Genomic DNA, 23,595 nt, shown 5'->3' with positions numbered 1-23,595 from the left:
CGGGGCGCCGCAGGCATAAACGGTCGCGTGAAGTTTTTGCTGTTTGCTTGGGCTTGGATGCCCAAAACAAACTTTCGCAAAAATAGCGACTCCCCGGTGCTGGGTCGTCCCCATTACAAACGCTCATCTGTGAGCTTGAACCACCAGCGTTTCCACCGGGGTGCATCCCTCTCCCAGCTAGAGTGGCTTAATCTAGCCTTTTCTGCCTCAAGCGCCTTCGTTGCCTCTCGATAATCTGATAATGAGACGTTGCCTGATGTTGCATTACTTTCAAATGCTTCGAGGTACATCCAGTCAGCGCTGTGATCACACTTCGTCTTGTCACCCTTCAGGCACGCCAGTTTGGCTTTGAAATCAACTGGTGCTCTCGGCGGTATCTGGTTCGCCCAAACGGCAAAAGCACCGAGTCCACCAGCAAGAACAATCATTGCAATCCATTTTTTCATATTTACCTCCGTGTGTTTGAGTCTTAAATTGTAGTGTCTTTATGGATGTCTGACAGGTCGTAAGTGGCGATCATTATCGCATCCTCAAGCCTTGTCGTAACTGCCAGTGCGCGGTTTGCATCGTTGTGGGGAGAGCCGGATGCCACCAGGTGCAGTTGGATATCTGAATTCCGTCTTAATTTCGGGGGCAGTATACATTATTAGTCACTAACGAATGGACGCGTTGTTGACCTTAATCTCGTCGATGCTAATCGTCGGGTGCTTGATGCGAAAAACCGGATCAGAGAGCAATATTCTCAAATATAAGAAACAACTGTTCTCTGACCCGGTTATCTTCAGGTGCGTCCGACTATACAGCCCTTCGGATTCTTTATTAAGCATGATTGTTTAAGATGATTAATAGTGCTTAATCGACTGTCCGTTTTAAAATAGAATACCTTGTGTTTTTAGCAATGACATGGAAGTTTTTAGCGATAAATCTATCTAGTATGTGGATTTTGCTGGACATAGAGCTTTTGTTGTTTTCTTGTGGTGTAGGCATTTGTGATAGAACTATAATGTTTACCTCTTTTTTATTGAGTTGGTCGATTATTTCTTTTTGAACTTCACTGGTTGTTACGATGCCAGGATGCATCTCATTCCACATGACAGGAATTGGCTTTTTTAAGAGGAAGTATAATGATGCATCATTGATAAATATCTTGTCATGATATGTGTTGCCAACAAAAATGTAGTTAGAGTTTGAGTGGTTATCCCAAATGTAGTCAACAACCTCTTCCTGTAAAGGGTGAGCTCTGGCACATGAATTTTCTGTGAGATTGACAGCGCAGTTATATGAATTCTTGGTTTTTATTCTATCTAAGCAAAGAAATAAGGTGATCAGTATTAATGATGTCAAGAGCGTCACATCTATCAATTTAATGACTTTTAGCTCATGTTCACTTATTGAAGAACTGAGTGTTGCTAATAAGAGAATAGAGAAAAGCATAGATGGAACGGCGTGAGTCATATCAAGCCTGCTGTGTGCTTGAAAGGTAAGAAAAAACGACATGCATAACAATATTAATAAAGCTGTTTTTATAATTAGAGTTGTTTTGTTTCTGAAAATGTACAGATATGAGGAAGTAAAGACGCACAAAATAGGCGCCGTCCACGCTAATAGCCACTTCTTAAGATGATGGGGGAATTCCAGAAATCCTGGAACAGGTAAAAGCCGGTGATCTCTCATTCCAGTGGCAGGAAACTTTATGGCTTGCTCATAAAAATTATGCCAACCACTTATCATTAGTAGAAGAAAAAGAGATATAAGAGATGTGATAAGAAAAACAGTCAAGAATGTTGCTGTCTTCCTGATTATTAACCTGTCCTGGCCTGTATGAGAATGTGTAAAGTGAAGTAGTGTTAATGCAAACAGGCAAGAAATAAAGAGATAAGCAGTAAAATCATGTCGAAAAATAACGCTTATCCCTGCTACAGAACCTGCAAGGTAGAGTAATGAATTGGTCTCTGACTTGATGGCTTTAAAATAAATAAATAAAACGAAGAATATAATCGCAAGAGCAGGAATTGCAGAATAGGATGGATATAAGCTGGATGAGACCCAGAGTGACGCAAGCACAGTGCCGAGTAAGCTTTTCCAGTAATGTGTAAAATGTCTAAGAGTGAGATAAAACGAGCTTAATAAAAGTGTTGTCCAACCAAGGTTTACAAAGCGGGCAATAATTAAAGAAGGCTCAAATAGATAAAAGAATGCTGCTAGAGTAAGAGATGTTCCAGGAGGGTATGCAGCCCAATAATCAACATGAGGTATTTCACCACTCATTATTCGCCATGCGTTTGTTAATGCAAAACCTTCATCGTAAATACCAATATTTCGAGTGAATGAATGTGAGATGCTAATAACGATTAGAATGAGACATGATAAGAAAAATAGTGTCTTAATAATGGCGTGGGTATTTGGTGTCGTTCTCATAATTAAATATGTTCTCTAATTGTTGGCTACTAGCCATACACCAATAGAAATAAAAATAAAACCAACAGGTCTCCCTGTATAAACCTGCTCGCTGAGATGTTGCCAGTTGCTAAGGGCAATAGAAAACCAATTCCCACAAGAGGGTGGGCCTTACTAACATTCCATTTCGATAAAGCACCTAAACACATTATTGCCCCGAGTGCATATAATTGGAAAACAATGATGATATGCGCATTGGTTAATATACTGAACAAACCTTTTACGGAGTAAGCGTCTACAAAGCTGTTTTCAGGGTATGGCCTTGAGATACCTGATTTCAATGAAAACTGGGCTGAAACTGAGATTTCTACACTTGTCAGAGCAAATAACAATATTTTTACACTAAATCTCCGATTGACGAGAAGTGTGAAATTATTAAGATGGCTGCTATCAAGATAATGGTGATCAGGCTTCTTATGTTGCTGAAAACGAAAATGAGTGGATCGTCATTCATTTCACCGTGTGCTGTTTTGATCCATATTAGTGAAAGCCAATAACATAACCCTAGTACTGCTAGCCAAAGAAGATGAGGGGACTGGTATCGTTCTTGCGTGTTATCTGAGAGGATAAATAATCCGAAAATAATGACGGATGAAATTGCAGTTCCTACGCCAAGTGTAAAAATAGCACCTAAATCTTTTGTGCAATAAGATCTCCCAATTATCTGTTCCCTGTCAGTGTCTTGAATCGATTTTAGTTCCGAGCACCTTTTTACTAATGCCAGACTAAAAAAAATAAACAATGAGAAGGTTAAGAGCCATGGGCTCGTATCGACACCGATCGCCACTGCCCCAGCAATAATTCTCATGGTGTATAGAATAGATAGCGTGAATGCGTCGAATAAAAAACTCTCTTTGATAAAGAAGCTATATAAGCTGGTTAAAGCAAGATACAAAATAAGTACTAAGGTGAAATCAGATGATAGATAGCTACCTGTAACTATCCCAGCTGTTACTAACGTGGCAGCTAGAATGATTCCAGATATTATCGATAGTTGTGCGCTAGCAAATGGCCTGTTGTTCTTGGTTGGATGCTGTCGATCAGAAGATATATCCCAAAGATCGTTAAATATATATGTTCCTGATGCAAGAAGAGAAAATGCTAAAAATCCTATGATGGCTGATGCGCTTTTTTCTGCATCTATAAACGAAAAAGATGTAAGTAGAGGAATAAAGAGTAAAATGTTCTTTGTCCACTGGTGAAGCCGAATGGCTTTAATCCATGCCACCAGTGTGGGGCCAGGTATATGGAATTCTCTTTCGATTATGACCGATTCGGATAGCTGATCTTTGTGTTTATTTTTAAGATTTACAAAAATTGCTGTCTTGGCTGATTCCCAAATTGGGAGGTCTGCTGGTGAGTCACCCGCGTAAGAAAAATCGTTTCCAACTGCATTTCTTATTGCGGATAGCTTGTTTTTACCTTTTAAATTAACGTTAAGGTTTGTCGATAATACTTGATCAAATATTTTTAGGTGTGCAGATACTTTTGATGCAATGGACTCATGAGCTGCTGTTGCAAGGATTAACTTTCTCCCTATCCTTTTTTGTTGTTTTAAGTAATTTAAAAGTTCTTGATTATAAGGAAGTAATTCTGCTGGGAGTGTGATGTTATTAGCGATTTTTCGCTTAAAGTGTGCTCTTCCCAGTAATAGCCAAAACGGAAAAAGAAACAAAGTGAATGGAGAAGCTTTTATCTGTAGAAGAATTGACTCGAGAAGTGTGTCAGTTGGTGTGAGTGTTCCATCTAAATCGACTACCAGGGGTGGTGAGTGCGTGTTCACCTTATGAGCCATAGTTGTCATCACTGCTATTCCGTTAACCTGATAAAGAAGGCATGGGCTATTGTGAACCTCTAATAACCACAGTCTCCCCTTCACTGAATCGACAACGACACCTTTCGAGTTAGCGCCGAGGTAGTAATCCGGAGTTTAGTTAGGTCGTAATAATAATCCGCTGCGCATCCAACCGAACCGTCGCTGACTCCAGCGCCGCATTCACTCCCGCCAACTGCTGTTCAAAGAACTCAATCTCTTCACGACGCACGTTCGGATTAACCTGCTGCAGTGCGGTGAGGCGTTCGATCTCGCCGTGTAGCATCTGTTCGGTCTGGGTGCGTGCCTCGGCGATGATCTGTGGGGCTTCGGCCTCTGCGTATTTTTCGCTCTGTTCGATCAGTGCTTCGAGTTCGCTCTTGTAGGCCTTGATGATCTGGTTGGCGGTGCCGCGTTTGACCCGTTCGCGATTGTCGTTGATCGCCTCGTGCGGCAGGTCGTCGTTGCGTAGTTTGCCGTGCTGGTCGATGACGATGCGGATGGTGGTCGGTGGCAGGTAGCGCCCCGCCTGCAGTTCGCTGCTGGCGCTGCTTTCGAGCAGGTAGAGCGATTCGATCAACAGTGTTCCTGCTGTGATCGATGGGTAGTTCACCGAGGTGACGGATGTGTTGCCAAGCTCACTTGAGGTGATCCCCTCCATGGCGGAGCTGATCATCGGGTGCTCCCAGCTGATGAACTGCATATCCTCGTTGGAAAGCGCGGTGTCGCGGTCGGTGGTGATCACCATCCCCTCGTCGGTGAGCCCCGGCAGTGCTCCGGCCTGCATCTGCTGGCCGGGGCGGATCAGGGTGCTCATGCTGGTGTGCAGTTCGCTCTCGACACCGAAGGCGTCGAAGAGGCCATCGAGATAGAGATCGAGTGCCGTCTCATCGTCAATCGCCTCTACCTGATCCTTTAGGCCGTTGGCGATGTGGGGTCGGCAGGAGTTGTACTCGAGCAGGCGGTCGCGCCCCTGCTGCAGCGCCTCGTTGAGACGGCGGTGCAGCTCGCTGGTGGTGGCGATCAGCGCGGGTAGATCCTCCAGCCCCTCGTCGATCTGGTGCAGCGCCTCGACCAGGGTCGTCTCGACCTGCACGAAGACGCTGTGGCCCGCCGGGCAGGTCTGCTCGAAGGCACCGAGCCCCTCGTGGTACCAGCTCTGCATGACGGCCTGTGGACTCTGCTCCAGATAGGGCACGTGTATCTCGATCGTCTCGTGCTGGCCGATACGGTCGAGGCGGCCGATACGCTGCTCGAGAAGATCGGGGTTGAGCGGCAGATCGAACAGCACCAGATGGTGGGCGAACTGGAAGTTGCGCCCCTCACTACCGATCTCGGAGCAGATCAGCACCTGGCTGCCGGCTTCGTTATCGGCGAAGTAGGCAGCGGCACGGTCGCGCTCGATGATGCTCATCCCCTCATGGAAGACACCAGCATGGATGCCACTGCCGATGCGCAGCGCATCGGCAATATCGAGGGCGCTGTCGGCGCTGGCGGTGATCACCAGGACCTTCTCCGGCTTGAGACTCTTGAGCTGTTTTTGTAACCACTCGATACGTGGGTCGATCTCGCACCAGTGCTGGCTATCGGGTGTGCTGCTGGCGCTGTAGAGCAGCTCGGGCGAGAGCAGCAACTGTGGCTCCGAGAGGCCGCTGCCCTGGAACTGCTCAAGGCAGGCCGCATAGGGCTGTGGCAGTGGCAGCGGCAGCGGGTAGCGATTGAGATGGCGTTCGGGGAAGCCTTTGACGGCGGCACGCGTGTTGCGTAGCAGCACGCGGCCGGTGCCGTGGCGATCGAGCAGATGTTCGACCAGCGCGGTGCGTGCGGCGCTCTGCTCTGCCTCGCTGCTCTCGGCCGACTGCAGGGTGGTGAGTAGCTGGCGGTTGTCGCCCTCGTCGAGGTGTTCCGCGAGTGTCGATTCGATCTCAGAGGTGAGCGGTTGGTTGTTGAGCAGGGCTTCAACCGCGGTGGCGATCGGGGCGTAGTGCTGCTCCTCCTCGACAAACTGTTCGAAGCTGTGGAAGCGGTCGGGATCGAGCAGCCGCAGGCGGGCAAAGTGACTCTCCTTGCCGAGCTGCTCCGGGGTGGCGGTGAGCAGCAACACACCCTTGGTCTCGGCAGCGAGCTGCTCGACGATGGTGTAGTCGCGACTCGGCTGCTGTGGTGACCACTCGAGGTGGTGCGCCTCATCGACCACCAGCAGATCCCACTCCCCCTCAAGCGCCTGCTGCAGGCGGTTGGGGTTGTCGGCAAGGAAGTTAAGATCGCAGAGCACCAGCTGCTCGGACTGGAACGGGTTTGACTGGCCACTGCTCTCCTCGATGGCGAGGCAGCGCGCCTCATCGAAGAGGCTAAAGCGCAGGTTAAAGCGGCGTACCATCTCCACCAGCCACTGGTGCATCAGGCTCTCGGGCAGCACGATCAGGACACGCCTGGCACGTTCGCTGAGCAGCTGGTGGTGCAGAATCAGCCCCGCCTCGATCGTCTTGCCCAGCCCTACCTCGTCGGCCAGCAGTACGCGCGGTGCGTAGCGGTTGGCTACCTCGTGGGCAATATAGAGCTGGTGCGGGATTGGGCTGGTGCGCGCACCGAGCAGGCCGCGCAGCTCCGAGTGTGAGAGACGGTTCTGCTGCTGCAGCGTCTGGTAGCGCAGTTCGAAGAGGTGATCGCGATCGATCTGGCCGTTGAACATGCGCTGGGTCGGGCGGTTGAGCTGCAGGAAGCTGCTGAGCTGCCCCTCCTCCAGGCCGGCCTCGTCGCCCTGCTCGTTGAGGCCGACATAGGTGAAGAGACCTTCATACTCCTCCACTGCGGTGATGCGCAGCTTCCACCCCTCGTGGCTCTCGACCGTATCGCCGGGGGCGAAGATAACGCGGGTCAGTGGTGCGGTCTGCTTGGCGTAGGTGCGTGTCTCGCCTGTGGCAATGAAGAGTACGGTAATGGTGCGAAACTCGACGGTTAGCACGGTACCGAGCCCCATCTGTAGCTCGGTGTCACTAATCCAGCGTTGACCGGGAATGTACTCTTGCACGCCTGCTCCTAGGGGGGAGATGAAAGGGGGCGCTATGTTAGTGGATCGAGGTAAAAAAATCTTTATTTAACTCGAAGCGATTGCTCGATGCTTGTCAGGCAACCCGCCTGCTTAGCCGCGAGACGACCTCGGTGAGGTGATCGATTAGCCTGCCATCCTTGACGATGATGTAGTCGGCATCGGTATCACGGGTGTTTTGGAGATCGTTGCTGGAGGTTAGAACCATCGTCGGGGTGGAGTGGTTAGGACCATTTGAGAGTTTCACCGCAGCGATCAGGGCTCGACCATTGACGCGTTTGATTTCTCGGCTGGTGATAATCAGGTCGAACGGCTCGTCGAGGAGGCGGTCGAGTGCCAAATAGCCATCGTCGAGGTGTATGACACGATAATGGAGCTCTTCGAGCGCCCTGGTGATCATGAGCGTGATTGGACGGGATGGCTCAATCAAGAGGCACTGTTTTTGAGCAAGCCCCGATTGTTTGATCTCGATGAGGGTTTCGGTAATGGCGTGAAAATCTTCGTTATCGCTGGTGATGATCGAGAGTGCCTGGTGGAAAAGGTCGATATAACGCAGCAGGTTGTCGATGGTCGATTCATCGGGTTTGAAACCTTCACCGCCTATGGTGGTGAGCAGATCTTCCAGCTGGTGACAGATGGTCGTAATGATAGGGCAGCCGTAGGTACCCGCACTGCCCTTCAGGCTGTGGGTTTCGCGGTAGAGTAGCGCCATCGTATCGGCAACGGCGTCGCTTGTTTTGAGACCGATGATCAGCTGCTCGATTGAGCTGAAACGCTCCGGTAACTCTCCGATATAACCAGTGCGAAGCTGGTCTAATAGTGCCCCAATATTCTCCATGATGCCCAAGTCTAGCCTATTTACGAGCGGGCAATATCGCTCCCGTGTTGGTTTATCGGTGTGTCGACTCTAGAATACGGATCAAGATTGTCGGGAATAATTCCATGTTTTATCAGCAAGATTTCGATGTGATCGTCGTTGGCGGTGGCCATGCCGGTACCGAGGCGGCACTGGCGGCTGCCCGCATGGGCACACGCACGCTGCTGCTGACCCACAACATCGAGACACTGGGGCAGATGAGCTGCAATCCGGCCATTGGTGGTATCGGTAAGGGGCATCTGGTCAAGGAGGTCGATGCGCTGGGTGGCCTGATGGCGCAGGCGACCGACCGTGCTGGTATTCAGTTCCGTACCCTCAACAGTCGCAAGGGTCCGGCGGTGCGTGCCACCCGCGCCCAGGCCGACCGCCAGCTCTACAGGCAGGCGGTGCGTAGCGTACTCGAGAACACGCCCAACCTGACCCTGTTCCAGCAGGCGGTTGATGATCTGGTGGTTGAGAATGATCGGGTCGTTGGTGTGGTCACCCAGATGGGGCTGAAATTTCACGCGCCCGCCGTGGTGCTGACCGTAGGTACCTTCCTGGGCGGCCGTATCCATATCGGGTTGGAGAACTACGAGGGTGGGCGTGCCGGTGATCCACCTGCCAACGCCCTCTCCCGCCGCCTGCGTGAGCTGCCGTTTCGGGTCGAACGGCTCAAGACCGGTACACCGCCACGTATCGACGGGCGCAGTGTCGACTTCTCGGTGATGGAGCCACAGCCAGGTGATGACCCGGTGCCGGTCTTCTCTTTCCTCGGTTCAGCGGCGGACCATCCAGAGCAGATCAACTGCTTTATTACCCACACCAACGAGCAGACCCACGAGATTATTCGCAACGGTCTCGACCGTTCGCCGATGTACAGCGGTGTGATTGAGGGAGTTGGGCCGCGTTACTGCCCTTCGATTGAAGACAAAATCGTGCGCTTTGCCGATAAAAACTCCCACCAGATCTTTGTCGAGCCGGAGGGGCTTACCACCCACGAGCTCTACCCCAACGGTATCTCCACCAGCCTTCCCTTTGATGTGCAGCTGGCGCTGGTCCACTCGATGCGCGGTTTTGAGCGGGCGCATATCACCCGTCCAGGTTATGCAATCGAATACGACTTCTTCGATCCACGTGATCTGAAACCCTCGCTGGAGACCAACTACATCGGCGGTCTCTTCTTCGCTGGCCAGATCAACGGCACCACCGGTTACGAAGAGGCGGCGGCGCAGGGGCTGCTGGCAGGCCTGAACGCCGCAAGGCAGAGCCAGGAAAGTGAGGCGTGGACGCCGCGCCGCGATGAGGCCTACCTTGGCGTGCTGGTCGATGATCTGATCACCCGTGGCACCAATGAGCCCTATCGTATGTTCACCTCGCGCGCTGAGTACCGCTTACTGCTGCGTGAAGATAACGCCGATCTGCGTCTCACGGAGCAGGGGCGTGAGCTGGGGCTGGTCGACGATGAGCGCTGGAGAGCCTTCGAGACCAAGCGCGAGGCGATTGAGCAGGAGCGACAGCGGCTGCACGCCACCTGGGTGCGACCGAACACGCCACAGGGTGATCAGCTAAAGGCGGGTGGCAACCTATTAAGACGCGAGCAGCGACTGGCTGATCTGTTGCAGCGCCCCGAGTTTGACTACGCGATGTTGATGGCGCTGCCCGAGATCGGTCCCGGTGTTGAGGATCTGCGCGTTGCCGAGCAGTTGGAGACGCAGATCAAGTACGCCGGTTATATCGAGCGCCAGCGTGAGGAGATCGAGCGTCACAAGCAGCAGGAGGCGCGCGCGATCCCCGATGATCTCGACTACAGTGCAGTACGAGGCCTCTCGGCTGAGCTGTGTCAGAAGTTCAGTGAGATCCGTCCCACTACCCTGGGACAGGCGGCGAGAATTCCCGGTGCCACGCCAGCGTCGGTCTCGCTGCTGCTGGTACACCTGAAAAAACGGGGTGCCGAAGTGCGTCAATCGGCGTAAGCTAATGGGCCTGTTAACGCTGAGTGAATTGTCAGCGTTGTGGCTGAAATGGCGTTAATGCGCCCTACACCATAATTCGAATAATGACGGTACAGAGAAGCGATTATGCACGGTAATGAAGCGGCTCCTGAGGAGCTGTTTGAACAAGGTCTAGCAGCACTCCATCTTGATCTCTCTGCAGAGGTGCAGCAGAAGTTCATGGACTATATCGCGCTGATGCTGAAGTGGAATCGCGTCTACAACCTCACCTCGGTGCGGAAACCGGCGCTGATGGTCACCCGTCATCTGCTCGACTCGCTGGTTGTACTCCAACATATAAAGGAACCACGGCTGCTCGATGTCGGCTCAGGTGCCGGCCTGCCAGGCATTCCACTGGCGCTGGCTCGTCCCGATTGGCAGATCGTACTGCTCGATGGCAACGCCAAAAAGACGCGTTTCATGACCCAGGCGGTCGCCGATCTTGGGCTGCAGAACGTTAAAGTTGTGCATGAGCGTGTTGAGCTTTTCAAGCCTGAACAGCCTTTCGACACGATCATTTCGCGCGCCTTCTCCACGGTGGAGAACATGACCGAGATGGCCGGTGGACTGCTGGCACCCGAGGGGCGTCTGCTGGCGATGAAGGGCGTCTACCCGCTCGCCGAGCTGGAGATGCTGCCTGACGGCTTCACCGTTAAAGAGGTGATCAAGCTCGATGTGCCGACACTCGATGCCGATCGCCATCTGGTCTGGATCGAACGCGTCTGATCTTTCATCCGCTCTGCGAGTTGGGAAGTCGCGGAGCTTTTCGGTTATATTCTCAAGCCCCGATATCTGCGGATCACTGAAACCATGGGAAGGATAATCGCCGTCGCCAACCAGAAGGGTGGGGTTGGCAAGACCACGACTAGCGTTAATCTCGCCGCCTCACTGGCTGCGACAAAGCGTCGTGTGCTGCTGGTTGATCTCGATCCGCAGGGCAACGCCACCATGGGTAGTGGTGTCGATAAGAACGGTGTCGAGACCTCGGCCTACGATGTGCTGGCCGAAGAGGCCGATCTGGCGCGAGTCATGACCTACTCCGAGGATGCTGGTTTTACCGTGTTACCGGGCAATGCCGACCTGACTGCTGCTGAGGTAGCGCTGATGGGAATGAGCATGCGTGAGCACAAACTGCGTCTGGCGTTATCACGCGTACGTGACCAGTTCGACTACATCCTGATCGACTGTCCCCCCTCACTGAACATGCTCACCGTCAACGCGATGGTGGCGGCGCAGAGCGTTTTGATCCCGATGCAGTGTGAGTACTACGCGCTGGAAGGGCTCTCGGCGCTGATGGATACGATTGAGAAGATCAAACGCAGCATCAATCCCAATCTGGAGCTTGAGGGGCTGCTGCGTACCATGTTTGATCCACGCAACCGTCTGGCCAAGGAGGTCTCGGAGCAGATCACCGAACACTTTGGCGAGAAGGTCTACCGCACCGTAATACCGCGCAACGTACGTCTCGCCGAGGCACCCAGTTACGGTCTGCCGATCATCAAGTACGACAAGGCTTCGCGTGGTGCGATTGCCTACCTGGCGCTGGCCGGTGAGATACTGCGGCGTGATGAAGAGGTCGCCAATCAGGTGGCAGAAGAGAGCGAAGCGCAGAGCGCCTAGTTCCAGTCAACGATATCAATAGGGTTTAGAGAGAGAAGCATGGCAGCAAAGAAACGCGGCTTGGGCAGAGGGCTCGATGCACTGCTCGGAGCGAGCGCCAAGAGCGCCGTTGAAGAGAGTGATGAGAGCAAAGCGGGTAGCGACGAGGGCAAGGGTGGCGAGCAGCTGCGCAACCTGCCGGTCGAGCTGATGCAGCGCGGTAAGTATCAACCGCGTATGGATATGCACCCCGAGAGCCTTGAAGAGCTGGCCGACTCGATTCGTGCTCAGGGCGTGGTGCAGCCGATTGTGGTGCGCCCGATTGGCAAGGATCGTTACGAAATCATCGCAGGTGAGCGCCGCTGGCGTGCCTCGCAGATTGCCGGACTGAGTGAGATTCCGGTCGTGATCCGCGATGTGCCCGATGAGGCGGCGATCGCGATGGCGCTGATCGAGAATATCCAGCGCGAAAACCTCAATCCTATCGAAGAGGCCGTTGCACTAAAGCGTCTGCTCGATGAATTTGAGCTGACTCACCAGCAGGCGGCAGAGGCGGTAGGCCGTTCTCGTGCCTCTGTGAGTAACCTGCTGCGCCTGCTCGATCTCAATGATGATGTTAGAAAGCTGCTTGAGCATGGCGATCTGGAGATGGGCCACGCCCGTTGTCTGTTGGCACTCAAGGGTGCTGAGCAGAGTCAGACCGCCCGCCAGGTGGTCGCCAAGGGGCTTTCGGTGCGTGAGACCGAGGCGCTGGTGCGCCGTACTCAGGAGGCACCCAAGCAGAAGGCCTCTAGCAAGGCGCTCGATCCCGACATTCGAAATCTACAGGATTCGCTCTCCGACAAGCTCGGTGCAGTGGTCAAGGTACAGGCGGGTGCCAAGGGTAAGGGCAAGTTGGTGATTCAGTACAACAGCCTTGATGAGCTCGACGGTATCCTCGAACACATCAAGTAAGCACCTGACACGAATGGCCGAGTATTCAATTAGGCTAATATAAAGTTTACTTATCCCAGCATTGACCGGCTTCGTATATGCACATATACTTATGCGCCGTTCGATTCCGTAGGCTGGATTTAGTCTATAAGTTGTAACGCACATATCCCTACCGGGATAGGAGTCGGGCGTGAGCCACCGTGCTGAAGATATACAGAGGCAAGTGATTTATAGGCAATTGTGGATACAGGCGCTGCTTGTGACTACAGTCTCACTACTCTTTCTTCTGATAGGTGGTTGGAAAGCAGCAGCGATAGCGCTTTATGGTGGTTCGATCACAATCATAAACACGCTGCTGCAGCTCTGGCACACGGTACGTGCCTTTAAAACGGCGGGTGCCAGCCCTGAGCGCAACATCATGATTCTCTATCGTTGCGTGATTGAGCGCTATGTAGTGACGATTGCACTATTTGCGCTGGCTGTAGGTGCCCTGAAATTGGACTTTTTGCCGTTAATGATCGGATTTGTGGTGGGCCTAATGGCCCTCTTTTTTGGTGGTATAAAGAGACGAGCTTGAGAAAAAATGGCTAGTGAAACGCTGACCTCCACGCAGTACATTAAGCATCACCTTCAAAACCTGACCTATGGTCAGCATCCCGACGGGAGTTGGGGGCTGGCAGAGACCGCCGAGCAGGCGAAAGAGATGGGTTTCTGGGCCTTCCACGTCGACAGCCTCGGCTGGTCGATCCTACTCGGTGCCCTCTTCCTCTGGGTGTTCCGCATTGCGGCCAAGAACGCGACTGCCGACGTTCCCGGTGGTCTGCAGAACTTCGTTGAGTGGATTGTTGAGTTTATCGACAGCAGCGTACGCGGCTCATTTACCGCCAAGAACGACCTGGTCGCACCACTCTCGTTAACCATTTTTATCTGGGTCTTCCTGATGAACTTCATGGACCTGATTGCCGTTGATCTGCTGCCGCAGCTGGCGACACTGATCGGTTCCGGTATCTTCGGTATGGATCCGCACCACGTCTACTTTAAGGTAGTGCCAAGTACCGATCCGAACATTACCTTTGGTATGGCCTTCGCCGTCTTCTTTCTGGTGCTCTACTACAGCATCAAGATCAAGGGCTTCGGTGGCTTTGCCGGTGAGCTGACCCTGCAGCCTTTCCAGTCTTCGAACAAGCTGGTGCAGGCGCTCTTTATTCCGGTCAACTTCCTGCTCGAGTTTGTCTCGCTGATCGCCAAGCCGATCTCACTGGCGCTGCGACTCTTCGGTAACATGTACGCCGGTGAGATGATCTTCATCCTGATCGCGATCATGTACAGCGCAGGCTGGACGATGGGCATCTTCGGCGGCTTCCTGCAGCTCGGCTGGGCCATCTTCCACATCCTTATTATTACCCTGCAGGCGTTCATCTTCATGACATTGACTATTGTCTACATGGATATGGCGCATCAGGAACACTGATTTTATTAACTTCAACTTTTAAACTTTAAGTAAATTTAGGAGATAAACATGGAACAAGCACTGCTATTTATTGCTGGCGCACTGATGATGGGTCTGGGTGCGCTGGGTGCTGCTGTCGGTATCGGTATCCTCGGTGGCCGCTTCCTCGAGGGTGCTGCTCGTCAGCCTGAGCTGATCCCAATGCTGCGTACCCAGTTCTTCATCGTTATGGGTCTGGTCGACGCGGTTCCAATGATCGCTGTTGGTCTCGCTATGTACGTTCTGTTCGCGGTAGCTGGATAAGTACGAACTCTTTCGAACTTAAATTATCCCGCCGTAAACACGAGGTATAGGCATGAATATCAATGCAACCCTGATTGGACAGATGATCGTTTTCGTCATCTTTGTCTGGTTCTGCATGAAGTTTGTGTGGCCGCCGATCATGGCCGCACTGCAGGAGCGTACCGGTAAGATCGCTGATGGTCTGGCCGCCGCCGAACGTGGCAAGCATGAGCAGGAGTTGGCTGAGCAGCGTGCAAAGGATCTTCTCAAGGAGGCCAAAGAAGAGGCTTCCGGCATCATCGCACAGGCGCAGAAGCGCGCCAGTGAGATTGTTGACGAGGCCAAAGACAATGCACGTGGCGAAGGTGAGCGTCTGATCACCGCAGCTAACGCTGAGATTGAACAAGAGGTTAACCGCGCACGTGAACATCTGCGTGGTCAGGTTGTTTCAATCGCTGTAGCTGGTGCAGCCAAGGTGCTGAACAAGGAGATTGACGACTCATCTCACGACGCCCTGCTGCAAGACCTGGTCGCTGAGATTTAAGGTCGTATAGCCATGGCTGAAAATATAACGATCGCACGCCCCTACGCCCAGGCCATCTTCGCACTGGCCCAGGAGCAGGATAATCTTAATGGGTGGTCCGAGATGCTGCAGCTGGCTAGCGCCGTTGCTGCAGATACGGATATGGCCGCCCTGATCGATAGCCCCCAGCTCGACGCAACTGAGCTGGGCAAGCTGTTTCTCGATATCTGTGGTGATCAGCTGAACGAGTTTGGTCAGAACATGGTGCATGTTCTGCTCGAAAACGATCGTCTGAAACTGCTGCCCGAAATCGCGGCGCTGTTCGAAATTGAACGCGCTACGGCTGAGGGTACCGTCGAGGCTGAAGTGATCTCCGCCAAGGAGATGACCGATGCACAGAAGCAGGGCATTACCGAGTCACTGAAGAAGCGTCTGGGACGCGAAGTGACTCTGGACTGCCGTATCGACGAGACCCTGCTGGGCGGTGCAATTATTCGTGCCGGTGACGTAGTCATCGATGGTTCGGTTGTCGGCAAGCTCGAAAAGCTTGCGGCAAATCTGACGAACTGAACCGAACCTGTTTAGAGGACACAAGACATGCAATTGAATCCATCTGAAATCAGTGAACTGATCAAAAAGCGCATTGCGAATTTTGAGACAGTCACCGAGGCCCGTAACGAGGGTACCGTGGTCAGCCTGACCGACGGTATCGCGCGTATCCACGGCCTCTCCGACGTAATGTCCGGCGAAATGCTGGAATTCCCCAATAACACCTTCGGTATGGCGCTCAACCTTGAGCGTGACTCGGTCGGTGCGGTAATCCTTGGCTCATACGAGCACATCACCGAGGGTGACAAGGTCACCTGTACTGGTCGCATCATGGAGGTGCCGGTTGGTGAGGCACTGCTGGGTCGCGTTGTTGACTCACTCGGTAATCCGATTGATGGCAAGGGTGCTTTTGATGCAGAGGGCAGCTCTAGCATCGAGAAGATCGCCCCCGGCGTACTCTGGCGTCAGTCGGTAGACCAGCCACTGCAGACCGGTCTCAAGTCGGTCGACTCCATGGTGCCGATCGGCCGTGGCCAGCGTGAGCTGATCATCGGTGATCGCCAGACCGGTAAGACTGCGGTTGCGATCGATGCGATCATCAACCAGAAGGGTACCGGCGTTAAATGTATCTACGTAGCGGTTGGCCAGAAGGCCTCCTCTATCGCCAGCGTGGTTCGCAAGCTCGAAGAGCACGGCGCGATGGAGCACACCATCGTGGTTGCGGCGACCGCATCCGATTCTGCGGCACTGCAGTACATCGCACCCTACTCCGGTTGTGCGATGGGCGAGTACTTCCGCGACAAGGGTGAAGATGCACTGATTGTTTATGATGATCTGACCAAGCAGGCGTGGGCCTACCGTCAGGTATCGCTGCTGCTGCGTCGTCCACCAGGTCGTGAGGCCTATCCGGGTGATGTCTTCTACCTCCATTCACGTCTGCTCGAGCGTGCTGCTCGTGTAAATGCTGATTTCGTTGAGAAGGCGACCAACGGCGCCGTAACCGGTAAGACCGGTTCACTCACCGCTCTGCCTATCATTGAAACCCAGGCAGGTGACGTATCGGCCTTCGTACCGACCAACGTTATCTCGATCACCGACGGCCAGATCTTCCTTGAGTCCGATCTGTTCAACGCCGGTATTCGTCCTGCGATCAACGCCGGTCTGTCGGTATCACGAGTCGGTGGTGCGGCGCAGACCAAGGTCATCAAGAAGCTTGGTGGCGGTATTCGTCTCGACCTCGCACAGTATCGTGAGCTGGCGGCCTTCGCCCAGTTCGCTTCCGATCTCGATGAGCAGACCCGTAAGCAGATTGAGCGTGGTCAGCGTGTTACCGAGCTGATGAAGCAGAACCAGTACAGCACCATGAGTGTTGCGCAGAATGCCGTATCACTGTTCGCCGCCAACCAGGGTTTCCTGGATGACGTCGAGGTGGAGAAGATTGTCGATTTCGAAGCGGCCATGCAGGGTTTCATGAAGTCATCACACGCCGATCTGATGGACAAGATCAATGAGAGCGGTGATTACAACGACGAGATCGAAAATGCACTGCGCGCTGCCCTTGAGCAGTTCAAGGCAAGCAACACCTGGTAGACGGGGAGTCTCTCGATGGCAAGCGGTAAAGAGATACGTACGAAGATCAAGAGTGTCCAGAACACTCAGAAGATCACCCGTGCGATGGAGATGGTGGCCGCCAGCAAGATGCGCAAGGCACAGGATCGCATGACTGCGACCCGTCCCTATGCGGAGAACATTCGCCGAGTAATCGGCCATCTGGCACAGGCACACCCGGAGTACAGCCATAGCTACATGGTGGCTCGCGAGGTTAAGCGTGTAGGCGTGATTATCGTCTCCACCGATCGTGGTCTGTGTGGCGGTCTGAACACCAACCTTTTCAAGGCGGGTGTGACGGCACTGAAGGATTGGCAGGAGCAGGGTGTTGAGGTTGATCTCTGCACTATCGGTTCCAAGGGCTTCGGTTTCTTCAAGCGCGTGGGTGGCAACATTGTTTCAGAGGTCAGCCAGCTGGGTGATTCACCCCGGCTCGAAGAGCTGATCGGCACCGTTAAGGTGATGCTCGATGCGTTCAACAAGGGTGAGATCGATCAGCTGCATGTGGTCTACAACCGGTTCGTCAACACCATGTCTCAGGATGCCCAGGTCGAGCAGCTGCTGCCGATCAAGGCCGAGGAGTTGCAAGAGGGGTTGAAGCACCACTGGGATTATATCTATGAGCCCGATGCCAAGGATGTACTCGACCAGTTGTTGATGCGCTACGTCGAATCGATCGTTTATCAGGGTGTGGTTGAGAATATCGCTTGTGAGCAGGCGGCGCGGATGGTGGCCATGAAGGCTGCTTCCGATAACGCCGGTGACCTGATCGGTGAACTGCAGCTGGCCTATAACAAGGCCCGTCAGGCAGCGATCACCCAAGAGCTTTCAGAGATTGTAGCCGGCGCGGCCGCTGTTTAATGACGGCTCTGTTGCATAAAGAATTTAGTATTATTTAAGGGGAACTGAGATGAGTTCTGGAAAAATTGTTCAAATCATCGGACCGGTTATTGACGTGGAGTTTCCACGCGATGCCATGCCGAAGATCTATGATGCGCTGAAGGTTGGTGAGGCTGGCTTGACCCTTGAGGTTCAGCAGCAGCTCGGTGATGGCGTGGTTCGTACCATTGCCATGGGTACCTCCGACGGTGTTAAGCGTGGAATGGAGGCAGCCAATACCGGTGCAGCTATCAGCGTACCGGTCGGCACCAAGACCCTGGGCCGCATCATGGATGTACTCGGAAATCCAATCGATGAAGCGGGACCGATTGGCGAGGAGACGCAATGGGGTATTCATCGTAAGGCACCTGCCTACGAAGAGCTCTCAGCCAGCACCGAGCTGCTCGAGACCGGCATCAAGGTTATCGATCTGGTCTGTCCTTTCGCCAAGGGCGGTAAGGTTGGACTGTTCGGTGGTGCCGGTGTCGGTAAGACCGTCAACATGATGGAGCTTATCCGTAACATCGCTATTGAGCACAGCGGCTACTCAGTATTCGCCGGTGTTGGTGAGCGTACTCGTGAGGGTAACGACTTCTACCACGAGATGAAGGAGTCGAGCGTACTCGATAAGGTGTCGCTGGTTTACGGTCAGATGAATGAGCCACCCGGTAACCGTCTGCGTGTAGCGCTGACCGGCCTGACCATGGCTGAGTACTTCCGTGACGAGGGTCGCGACGTACTGCTCTTCATCGATAACATCTATCGTTACACCCTGGCGGGAACCGAGGTTTCGGCACTGCTGGGTCGTATGCCTTCAGCGGTAGGTTATCAGCCTACTCTGGCTGAGGAGATGGGCGCACTGCAGGAGCGTATCACCTCAACCAAGACCGGATCGATCACCTCTATCCAGGCGGTATACGTACCGGCGGATGACTTGACCGACCCATCACCCGCAACCACCTTTGCTCACCTTGATGCGACCGTTGTACTTTCGCGTCAGATCGCAGAGCTCGGTATCTACCCAGCGGTTGATCCGCTCGACTCAACCAGCCGTCAGCTCGATCCGCTGGTTGTTGGTAGCGAGCACTACGAGGTTGCCCGTTCTGTTCAGGGTACCCTGCAGCGCTACAAGGAGCTGCGTGACATCATCGCGATCCTCGGTATGGATGAACTCTCCGAAGATGACAAGCAGACAGTATCTCGCGCTCGTAAGATCCAGCGCTTCCTGTCGCAGCCCTTCTTCGTTGCTGAGGTCTTCACCGGTGCGGCTGGTAAGTACGTCTCACTCAAAGACACCATCGCCGGCTTCAAGGCGATCGTTGCGGGTGAGTATGACCATCTGCCAGAGCAGGCCTTCTACATGGTCGGTTCTATCGATGAGGCAGTTGAGCGGGCGAAATCCCTCTAAATCAGTACTTCAAGGGGGTGGAATAAAATGTCCATGACCATGCATGTCAACATCGTCAGCGCCGAGGCGGAGATCTACTCCGGCACCGTCGCGCAGGTCCACGCACCTGCGATTATGGGTGAGGTGGGTATCTATCCACGCCACACGCCGATGATGACCCAGCTCAAGCCGGGTGAGGTTCGTATTGTTACCGACGGTGGTGAGGATGAGTTCTTCTACGTCTCCGGTGGAATGCTCGAGGTCCAGCCGCATGTGGTAACGGTACTTGCCGATACCGCGCTGCGCGCCAAGGATGTCGACGAGGCCGCCGCGATTGAGGCCAAGCAGCGTGCCGAAGAGGCGATGAAGAGTCGTGAGAGCGATATCGACTACGCTCGCGCCCAGGCCGAACTGGCCGAAGCCGTGGCGCAGCTGCGTACCATTGAACATCTGCGTCTTCTCCGTCGTTCGCTCGCGCTCTCAACTACGAATATGCAGACGGCGTCGACTATCGCGGACTAACCGCCTTCGCTTCGCTATCCATGGCGGTCAGCGTTGGTAGTTCCTATTGAAACGGCGCGCAGCCAACACTGCGCGCCGTTTCTGTTTCTGCAGGTATGTTTACGAGTGCCAGCAACGTTACAATAGCGTTTCGTTAGAGAAGAGCTGATCTATAACCATGAATCTCAGTGTCATTGTGCTCGCCGCAGGTAAGGGTTCGCGGATGCGCTCCAAGCTCCCCAAGGTATTGCACGACCTGGCCGGAAGGCCGCTGCTCAAGTTTGTTACCCGCGCCGCCCAGTCGCTTAATCCGCATATGACCGTTGTGGTCTACGGTCACGGTGGTGAATCGGTGCGTGAGGCACTGGCCGATGAAACACTCGAGTGGGTGGAGCAGGCCGAGCAGCTCGGTACCGGCCATGCGGTTGAGCATGCGATGCCGGGCATTGCCGATGAAGATAGTGTGCTGGTGCTCTACGGCGATGTACCCCTGATTGAGAGCGCTACCCTGCAAGCAATGTGTGAGCCGGTTTCAAGCTCTGTAATGTCACTGCTCACCACCCGACTGGATAATCCGCACGGTTATGGCCGCATTGTGCGAGATGCTGACGATAAGGTGCTGCGCATTGTTGAGCAGAAGGATGCCAGTGAGGCGGAGCAGCAGATCGATGAGATCAATACCGGCATTCTTGCCGCCAATGCGAAGGCGTTGCGTGGCTGGTTGGCTGAGCTCGAGAACAACAATGCGCAGGGCGAGTTCTATCTGACCGATATCATCGCCCTTGCTGTTCGAGACAAGGTTGAAATCGAGACATTCGCCCCAGCTTCTATCGAAGAGGTGCAGGGTGTGAACGATCGAGCACAGCTCGCTACGCTCGAGCGCCACTACCAGCTGAGTGAAGCGCAGCGACTGATGCGTGAGGGTCTGGGGCTGAGAGATCCGGCGCGTTTCGATCTGCGTGGCGAACTGAGTTTTGGTAGCGATGTGGTTATCGATGTGAATGCGGTCATCGAAGGAACAGTCACCTTAGGTGATGGTGTCACCATTGGACCAAGCTGCGTGATTCGAAACTGTAATATCGCCGATGGGGTCGAAATTCAGGCCAACTGCGTGCTTGAGGACGCCACTATCGGTGAGCAGAGTCGTATCGGCCCCTTTGCTCGCCTCCGACCCGAGGCGCATCTCGCAGACCACACCCATATCGGCAACTTTGTTGAGATCAAAAAATCGGTGATTGGCAGTGGCAGTAAGGTGAATCACCTCAGTTACGTGGGCGACACCACTATCGGTAGTCGGGTCAACATCGGTGCCGGTACCATCACCTGCAACTACGATGGCGCCTACAAACATCGCACCATCATCGGTGACGATGTCTTTGTCGGCTCAGATTCGCAGTTGGTTGCGCCGGTCGAGATCGGTGCGGGTGCCACCATTGGTGCAGGTTCGACCATTACCCGTGACACCCCTCCGGGTGAACTGAGTCTGACTCGGAGCAAACAGAAGATTGTCAGTGGCTGGAAACGGCCGAAAAAAGAGAAGTAGTCGCTGTAAGCGAGCTCCCTTCTGAGATTCAATTTCATAGGTCTATCGCCTGTCAGGATTAGAGTGAAATGTGCGGAATTGTTGGTGCCATAGCTGAACGGGATGTTGTACCTCTGTTGCTGGAGGGGCTGCGGCGCCTTGAGTATCGTGGTTATGACTCGGCTGGACTTGCAGTGGTTGATCGTGAAGGGCTGCAGCGCTGTCGTACCGTGGGTAAGGTTGAGGTACTTGCTACTGAACTGAAGGCAAGGCCGATCAGTGGCACCATCGGTATCGCCCACACCCGCTGGGCTACCCATGGCCGTCCCGCTTCGCAAAATGCTCACCCCCATCAGTGTCGCAATCGTGTCGCACTGGTTCACAACGGCATTATCGAAAATCACGAACGACTAAGGGCTGAGCAGTTGGCCAGCGGTTACGAGTTCACCTCAGAGACCGATACAGAGGTCGTTGCACACCAGCTGCACCACTATCTCGACCAGGGTGAGAGCATGCTCTCCGCAGTACAGTCGGCCTCAAGAGATCTCGAAGGTGCCTATGCACTGGCCGTGATCACACCCGGTGAGGATGACCGGATGGTGGTGGCGCGCCGCGGTAGTCCACTGGTAATCGGTATCGGAATTGGTGAACATCTGATCGCCTCTGATATCTCGGCACTGCTACCGATTACCCGACGCTTCATCTTCCTCGAAGAGGGTGATGTCGCCGAGCTGACACGCGAGAGTGTTACCATCTACGACGCAGCGGGTAACGTCGTCGAACGCGCGATCAAAGAGAGCGATCTTGCGCCTGATGTGGCTGATCGTGGTGAGTTCCGTCACTACATGCTCAAAGAGATCTATGAGCAGCCGATGGCGATTTCCGAGACGCTGGAGGGCCGACTGGCGGGAGGCAAGGTGTTGGAGGCGGCATTTGGTCCGCAGGCGGAGGCTATCTTCGACCGCATCAAACGGATACAGATTATCGCCTGTGGCACCAGCTTCCATGCCGGACAGGTAGCGCGAAACTGGTTCGAGGGTCTGGCGGGTATCCCCTGTCGAGTCGAGGTGGCGAGCGAGTTTCGCTATCGACATCCTGTTCCTGATCCCGAGGCGTTGATTGTCACCATCTCTCAGTCGGGTGAGACCGCCGATACATTGGCAGCGCTGCGTGCGGCCAAGGAGTGGGGATATGGCGCATCATTGGCGGTCTGTAATGTACCCGAGAGTTCTCTGGTGCGTGAGGCCGATCTGTCGCTGATGACACGAGCCGGTCCAGAGATCGGTGTCGCCTCGACCAAGGCGTTTACCACCCAGTTGGTAGCGTTACTGTTACTGGTGGTCTCGCTCGGTCGGCGCTACCGGATCGATAGTGAGCGTGAGGCTAAGATCGTCGAGCAGCTGCTCGCACTGCCGAGCCATATCGAGGATCTGCTCTCACTGGATGATGAGATTCATCAGCTTGCCGAACGCTTTACCGACAAGCAGCACGCCCTCTTCCTCGGACGTGGTGTGCAGTACCCAGTGGCGATGGAGGGTGCACTGAAGCTCAAGGAGATCTCCTATATCCACGCCGAGGCCTACCCGGCAGGAGAGCTAAAACATGGGCCGCTGGCGCTGGTCGATGAGGAGATGCCGGTCATCGCCGTGGCGCCCAACGATGCACTGCTGGAGAAACTCAAGGCGAACCTCGAAGAGGTGCGTGCACGCGGAGGCGAGCTCTACGTCTTTGCCGATCATGCTAGCGGTATGAGCAAGTCGGAGCGTGTTCACGTTACCGTCGTGCCGCCGGCTGGCGATCATGTCGCGCCAATAATCTTCACCGTTCCGTTACAACTGCTCGCCTACCATGTCGCCGTCCTTAAGGGGACCGATGTCGACCAGCCACGTAATTTGGCCAAATCGGTCACAGTCGAGTAACCCTTCACTAACTCATTGATTTGATTGTTTTTGCCGCAAATGGTAAGGTGTCCGGCCCTTTTCGATAGGAGATGGCGCGATTTGGAATGTTGCGCTGTGAAGAGGGAGCCGAGAAGTATTGAGCGCCGAGTGGGGCGTGGTGTAGGGCCGGAGAGCCTCTGGACGACAATCGAGTGCCAAATCGGAGCACAGCAGTAGAGCTGCTACCGAAGATGTGACCCCCCTGATATGCGTGAGGTTTCCGCCAGGTTTGCGGAGGCGGGCTGTTTTTATC

Annotated in this window: 20 protein-coding genes; 15 read left to right on the top strand and 5 right to left on the bottom strand. The window is 54.0% G+C overall.

Annotation, left to right across the window (positions count from 1 at the left end; translation table 11 throughout):
- Positions 1 to 113: 113 nt before the first annotated feature.
- The 5 genes from BOW52_RS11880 to BOW52_RS11860 all read right to left on the bottom strand — a co-directional run bounded on the left by BOW52_RS11880 (position 114) and on the right by BOW52_RS11860 (position 8,157).
- On the bottom strand, positions 114 to 446 hold the full coding sequence (locus tag BOW52_RS11880) for a hypothetical protein (protein WP_078484295.1): 333 nt from the start codon (positions 444 to 446) through the stop codon (positions 114 to 116).
- Positions 447 to 852: 406 nt separating this feature from the next.
- Entirely contained in the window at positions 853 to 2,268 is a 1,416-nt protein-coding gene (locus BOW52_RS11875) for a hypothetical protein (protein WP_135622324.1), read from the bottom strand.
- A 526-nt stretch (positions 2,269 to 2,794) separates the two neighbouring features.
- Positions 2,795 to 4,261 (bottom strand): UbiA family prenyltransferase, encoded by a 1,467-nt coding sequence (locus tag BOW52_RS11870; protein WP_236725727.1) that lies wholly within the window; start codon positions 4,259 to 4,261, stop codon positions 2,795 to 2,797.
- 130 nt (positions 4,262 to 4,391) lie between these two features.
- Entirely contained in the window at positions 4,392 to 7,301 is a 2,910-nt protein-coding gene (rapA, locus tag BOW52_RS11865) for an RNA polymerase-associated protein RapA (protein WP_078484293.1), read from the bottom strand.
- 94 nt (positions 7,302 to 7,395) lie between these two features.
- Entirely contained in the window at positions 7,396 to 8,157 is a 762-nt protein-coding gene (locus tag BOW52_RS11860; RefSeq protein WP_078484292.1) for a hybrid sensor histidine kinase/response regulator, read from the bottom strand.
- Between the two features lie 104 nt (positions 8,158 to 8,261).
- Here BOW52_RS11860 and mnmG point away from each other — a divergent pair, with 104 nt between their 5' ends.
- The 15 genes from mnmG to glmS all read left to right on the top strand — a co-directional run bounded on the left by mnmG (position 8,262) and on the right by glmS (position 23,321).
- A complete protein-coding gene (gene mnmG, locus BOW52_RS11855; RefSeq protein ID WP_078484291.1) occupies positions 8,262 to 10,151 on the top strand; it encodes a tRNA uridine-5-carboxymethylaminomethyl(34) synthesis enzyme MnmG in 1,890 nt (629 codons plus the stop codon).
- A gap of 105 nt (positions 10,152 to 10,256) precedes the next feature.
- On the top strand, positions 10,257 to 10,895 hold the full coding sequence (rsmG, locus tag BOW52_RS11850; RefSeq protein WP_078484290.1) for a 16S rRNA (guanine(527)-N(7))-methyltransferase RsmG: 639 nt from the start codon (positions 10,257 to 10,259) through the stop codon (positions 10,893 to 10,895).
- 84 nt (positions 10,896 to 10,979) lie between these two features.
- Complete coding sequence (locus BOW52_RS11845; RefSeq protein WP_078484289.1) at positions 10,980 to 11,789, top strand: ParA family protein; 810 nt, start codon at positions 10,980 to 10,982, stop codon at positions 11,787 to 11,789.
- A 39-nt stretch (positions 11,790 to 11,828) separates the two neighbouring features.
- Entirely contained in the window at positions 11,829 to 12,722 is an 894-nt protein-coding gene (locus BOW52_RS11840; RefSeq protein WP_078484288.1) for a ParB/RepB/Spo0J family partition protein, read from the top strand.
- A gap of 169 nt (positions 12,723 to 12,891) precedes the next feature.
- Positions 12,892 to 13,278 (top strand): ATP synthase subunit I, encoded by a 387-nt coding sequence (locus BOW52_RS11835; RefSeq protein WP_078484287.1) that lies wholly within the window; start codon positions 12,892 to 12,894, stop codon positions 13,276 to 13,278.
- Between the two features lie 6 nt (positions 13,279 to 13,284).
- On the top strand, positions 13,285 to 14,172 hold the full coding sequence (atpB, locus tag BOW52_RS11830) for a F0F1 ATP synthase subunit A (protein WP_078484286.1): 888 nt from the start codon (positions 13,285 to 13,287) through the stop codon (positions 14,170 to 14,172).
- Positions 14,173 to 14,214: 42 nt separating this feature from the next.
- The gene (atpE, locus tag BOW52_RS11825) at positions 14,215 to 14,454 is read left to right on the top strand and encodes a F0F1 ATP synthase subunit C (RefSeq protein ID WP_172840326.1); all 240 of its coding nucleotides are present in this window, start codon (positions 14,215 to 14,217) and stop codon (positions 14,452 to 14,454) included.
- Positions 14,455 to 14,506: 52 nt separating this feature from the next.
- Positions 14,507 to 14,977 carry a F0F1 ATP synthase subunit B gene (locus BOW52_RS11820; protein ID WP_078484284.1) on the top strand — a complete coding sequence of 157 codons (471 nt, stop codon included), beginning with the start codon at positions 14,507 to 14,509 and terminating at the stop codon, positions 14,975 to 14,977.
- Between the two features lie 12 nt (positions 14,978 to 14,989).
- On the top strand, positions 14,990 to 15,526 hold the full coding sequence (locus BOW52_RS11815; RefSeq protein WP_078484283.1) for a F0F1 ATP synthase subunit delta: 537 nt from the start codon (positions 14,990 to 14,992) through the stop codon (positions 15,524 to 15,526).
- 27 nt (positions 15,527 to 15,553) lie between these two features.
- Positions 15,554 to 17,095: a F0F1 ATP synthase subunit alpha gene (gene atpA / locus BOW52_RS11810; protein ID WP_078484282.1), complete on the top strand. Its 1,542-nt coding sequence runs from the start codon at positions 15,554 to 15,556 to the stop codon at positions 17,093 to 17,095.
- Positions 17,096 to 17,110: 15 nt separating this feature from the next.
- Positions 17,111 to 17,974: a F0F1 ATP synthase subunit gamma gene (atpG, locus tag BOW52_RS11805; RefSeq protein ID WP_078484281.1), complete on the top strand. Its 864-nt coding sequence runs from the start codon at positions 17,111 to 17,113 to the stop codon at positions 17,972 to 17,974.
- A gap of 49 nt (positions 17,975 to 18,023) precedes the next feature.
- Positions 18,024 to 19,400, top strand: coding sequence for a F0F1 ATP synthase subunit beta (gene atpD / locus BOW52_RS11800; RefSeq protein WP_078484280.1), 1,377 nt, complete (start codon positions 18,024 to 18,026; stop codon positions 19,398 to 19,400).
- A gap of 27 nt (positions 19,401 to 19,427) precedes the next feature.
- A complete protein-coding gene (locus BOW52_RS11795) occupies positions 19,428 to 19,901 on the top strand; it encodes a F0F1 ATP synthase subunit epsilon (RefSeq protein ID WP_078484279.1) in 474 nt (157 codons plus the stop codon).
- 157 nt (positions 19,902 to 20,058) lie between these two features.
- Positions 20,059 to 21,423: a bifunctional UDP-N-acetylglucosamine diphosphorylase/glucosamine-1-phosphate N-acetyltransferase GlmU gene (glmU, locus tag BOW52_RS11790; RefSeq protein WP_078484278.1), complete on the top strand. Its 1,365-nt coding sequence runs from the start codon at positions 20,059 to 20,061 to the stop codon at positions 21,421 to 21,423.
- Positions 21,424 to 21,491: 68 nt separating this feature from the next.
- Complete coding sequence (glmS, locus tag BOW52_RS11785; protein ID WP_078484277.1) at positions 21,492 to 23,321, top strand: glutamine--fructose-6-phosphate transaminase (isomerizing); 1,830 nt, start codon at positions 21,492 to 21,494, stop codon at positions 23,319 to 23,321.
- Positions 23,322 to 23,595: the final 274 nt, after the last annotated feature.

Origin of the sequence: Solemya pervernicosa gill symbiont, from assembly GCF_002020875.1 — a bacterium.
Lineage (GTDB): Bacteria > Pseudomonadota > Gammaproteobacteria.
Note: the sequence above shows the minus strand (reverse complement) of the source record. Positions and strands in the feature narration are given on the sequence as shown.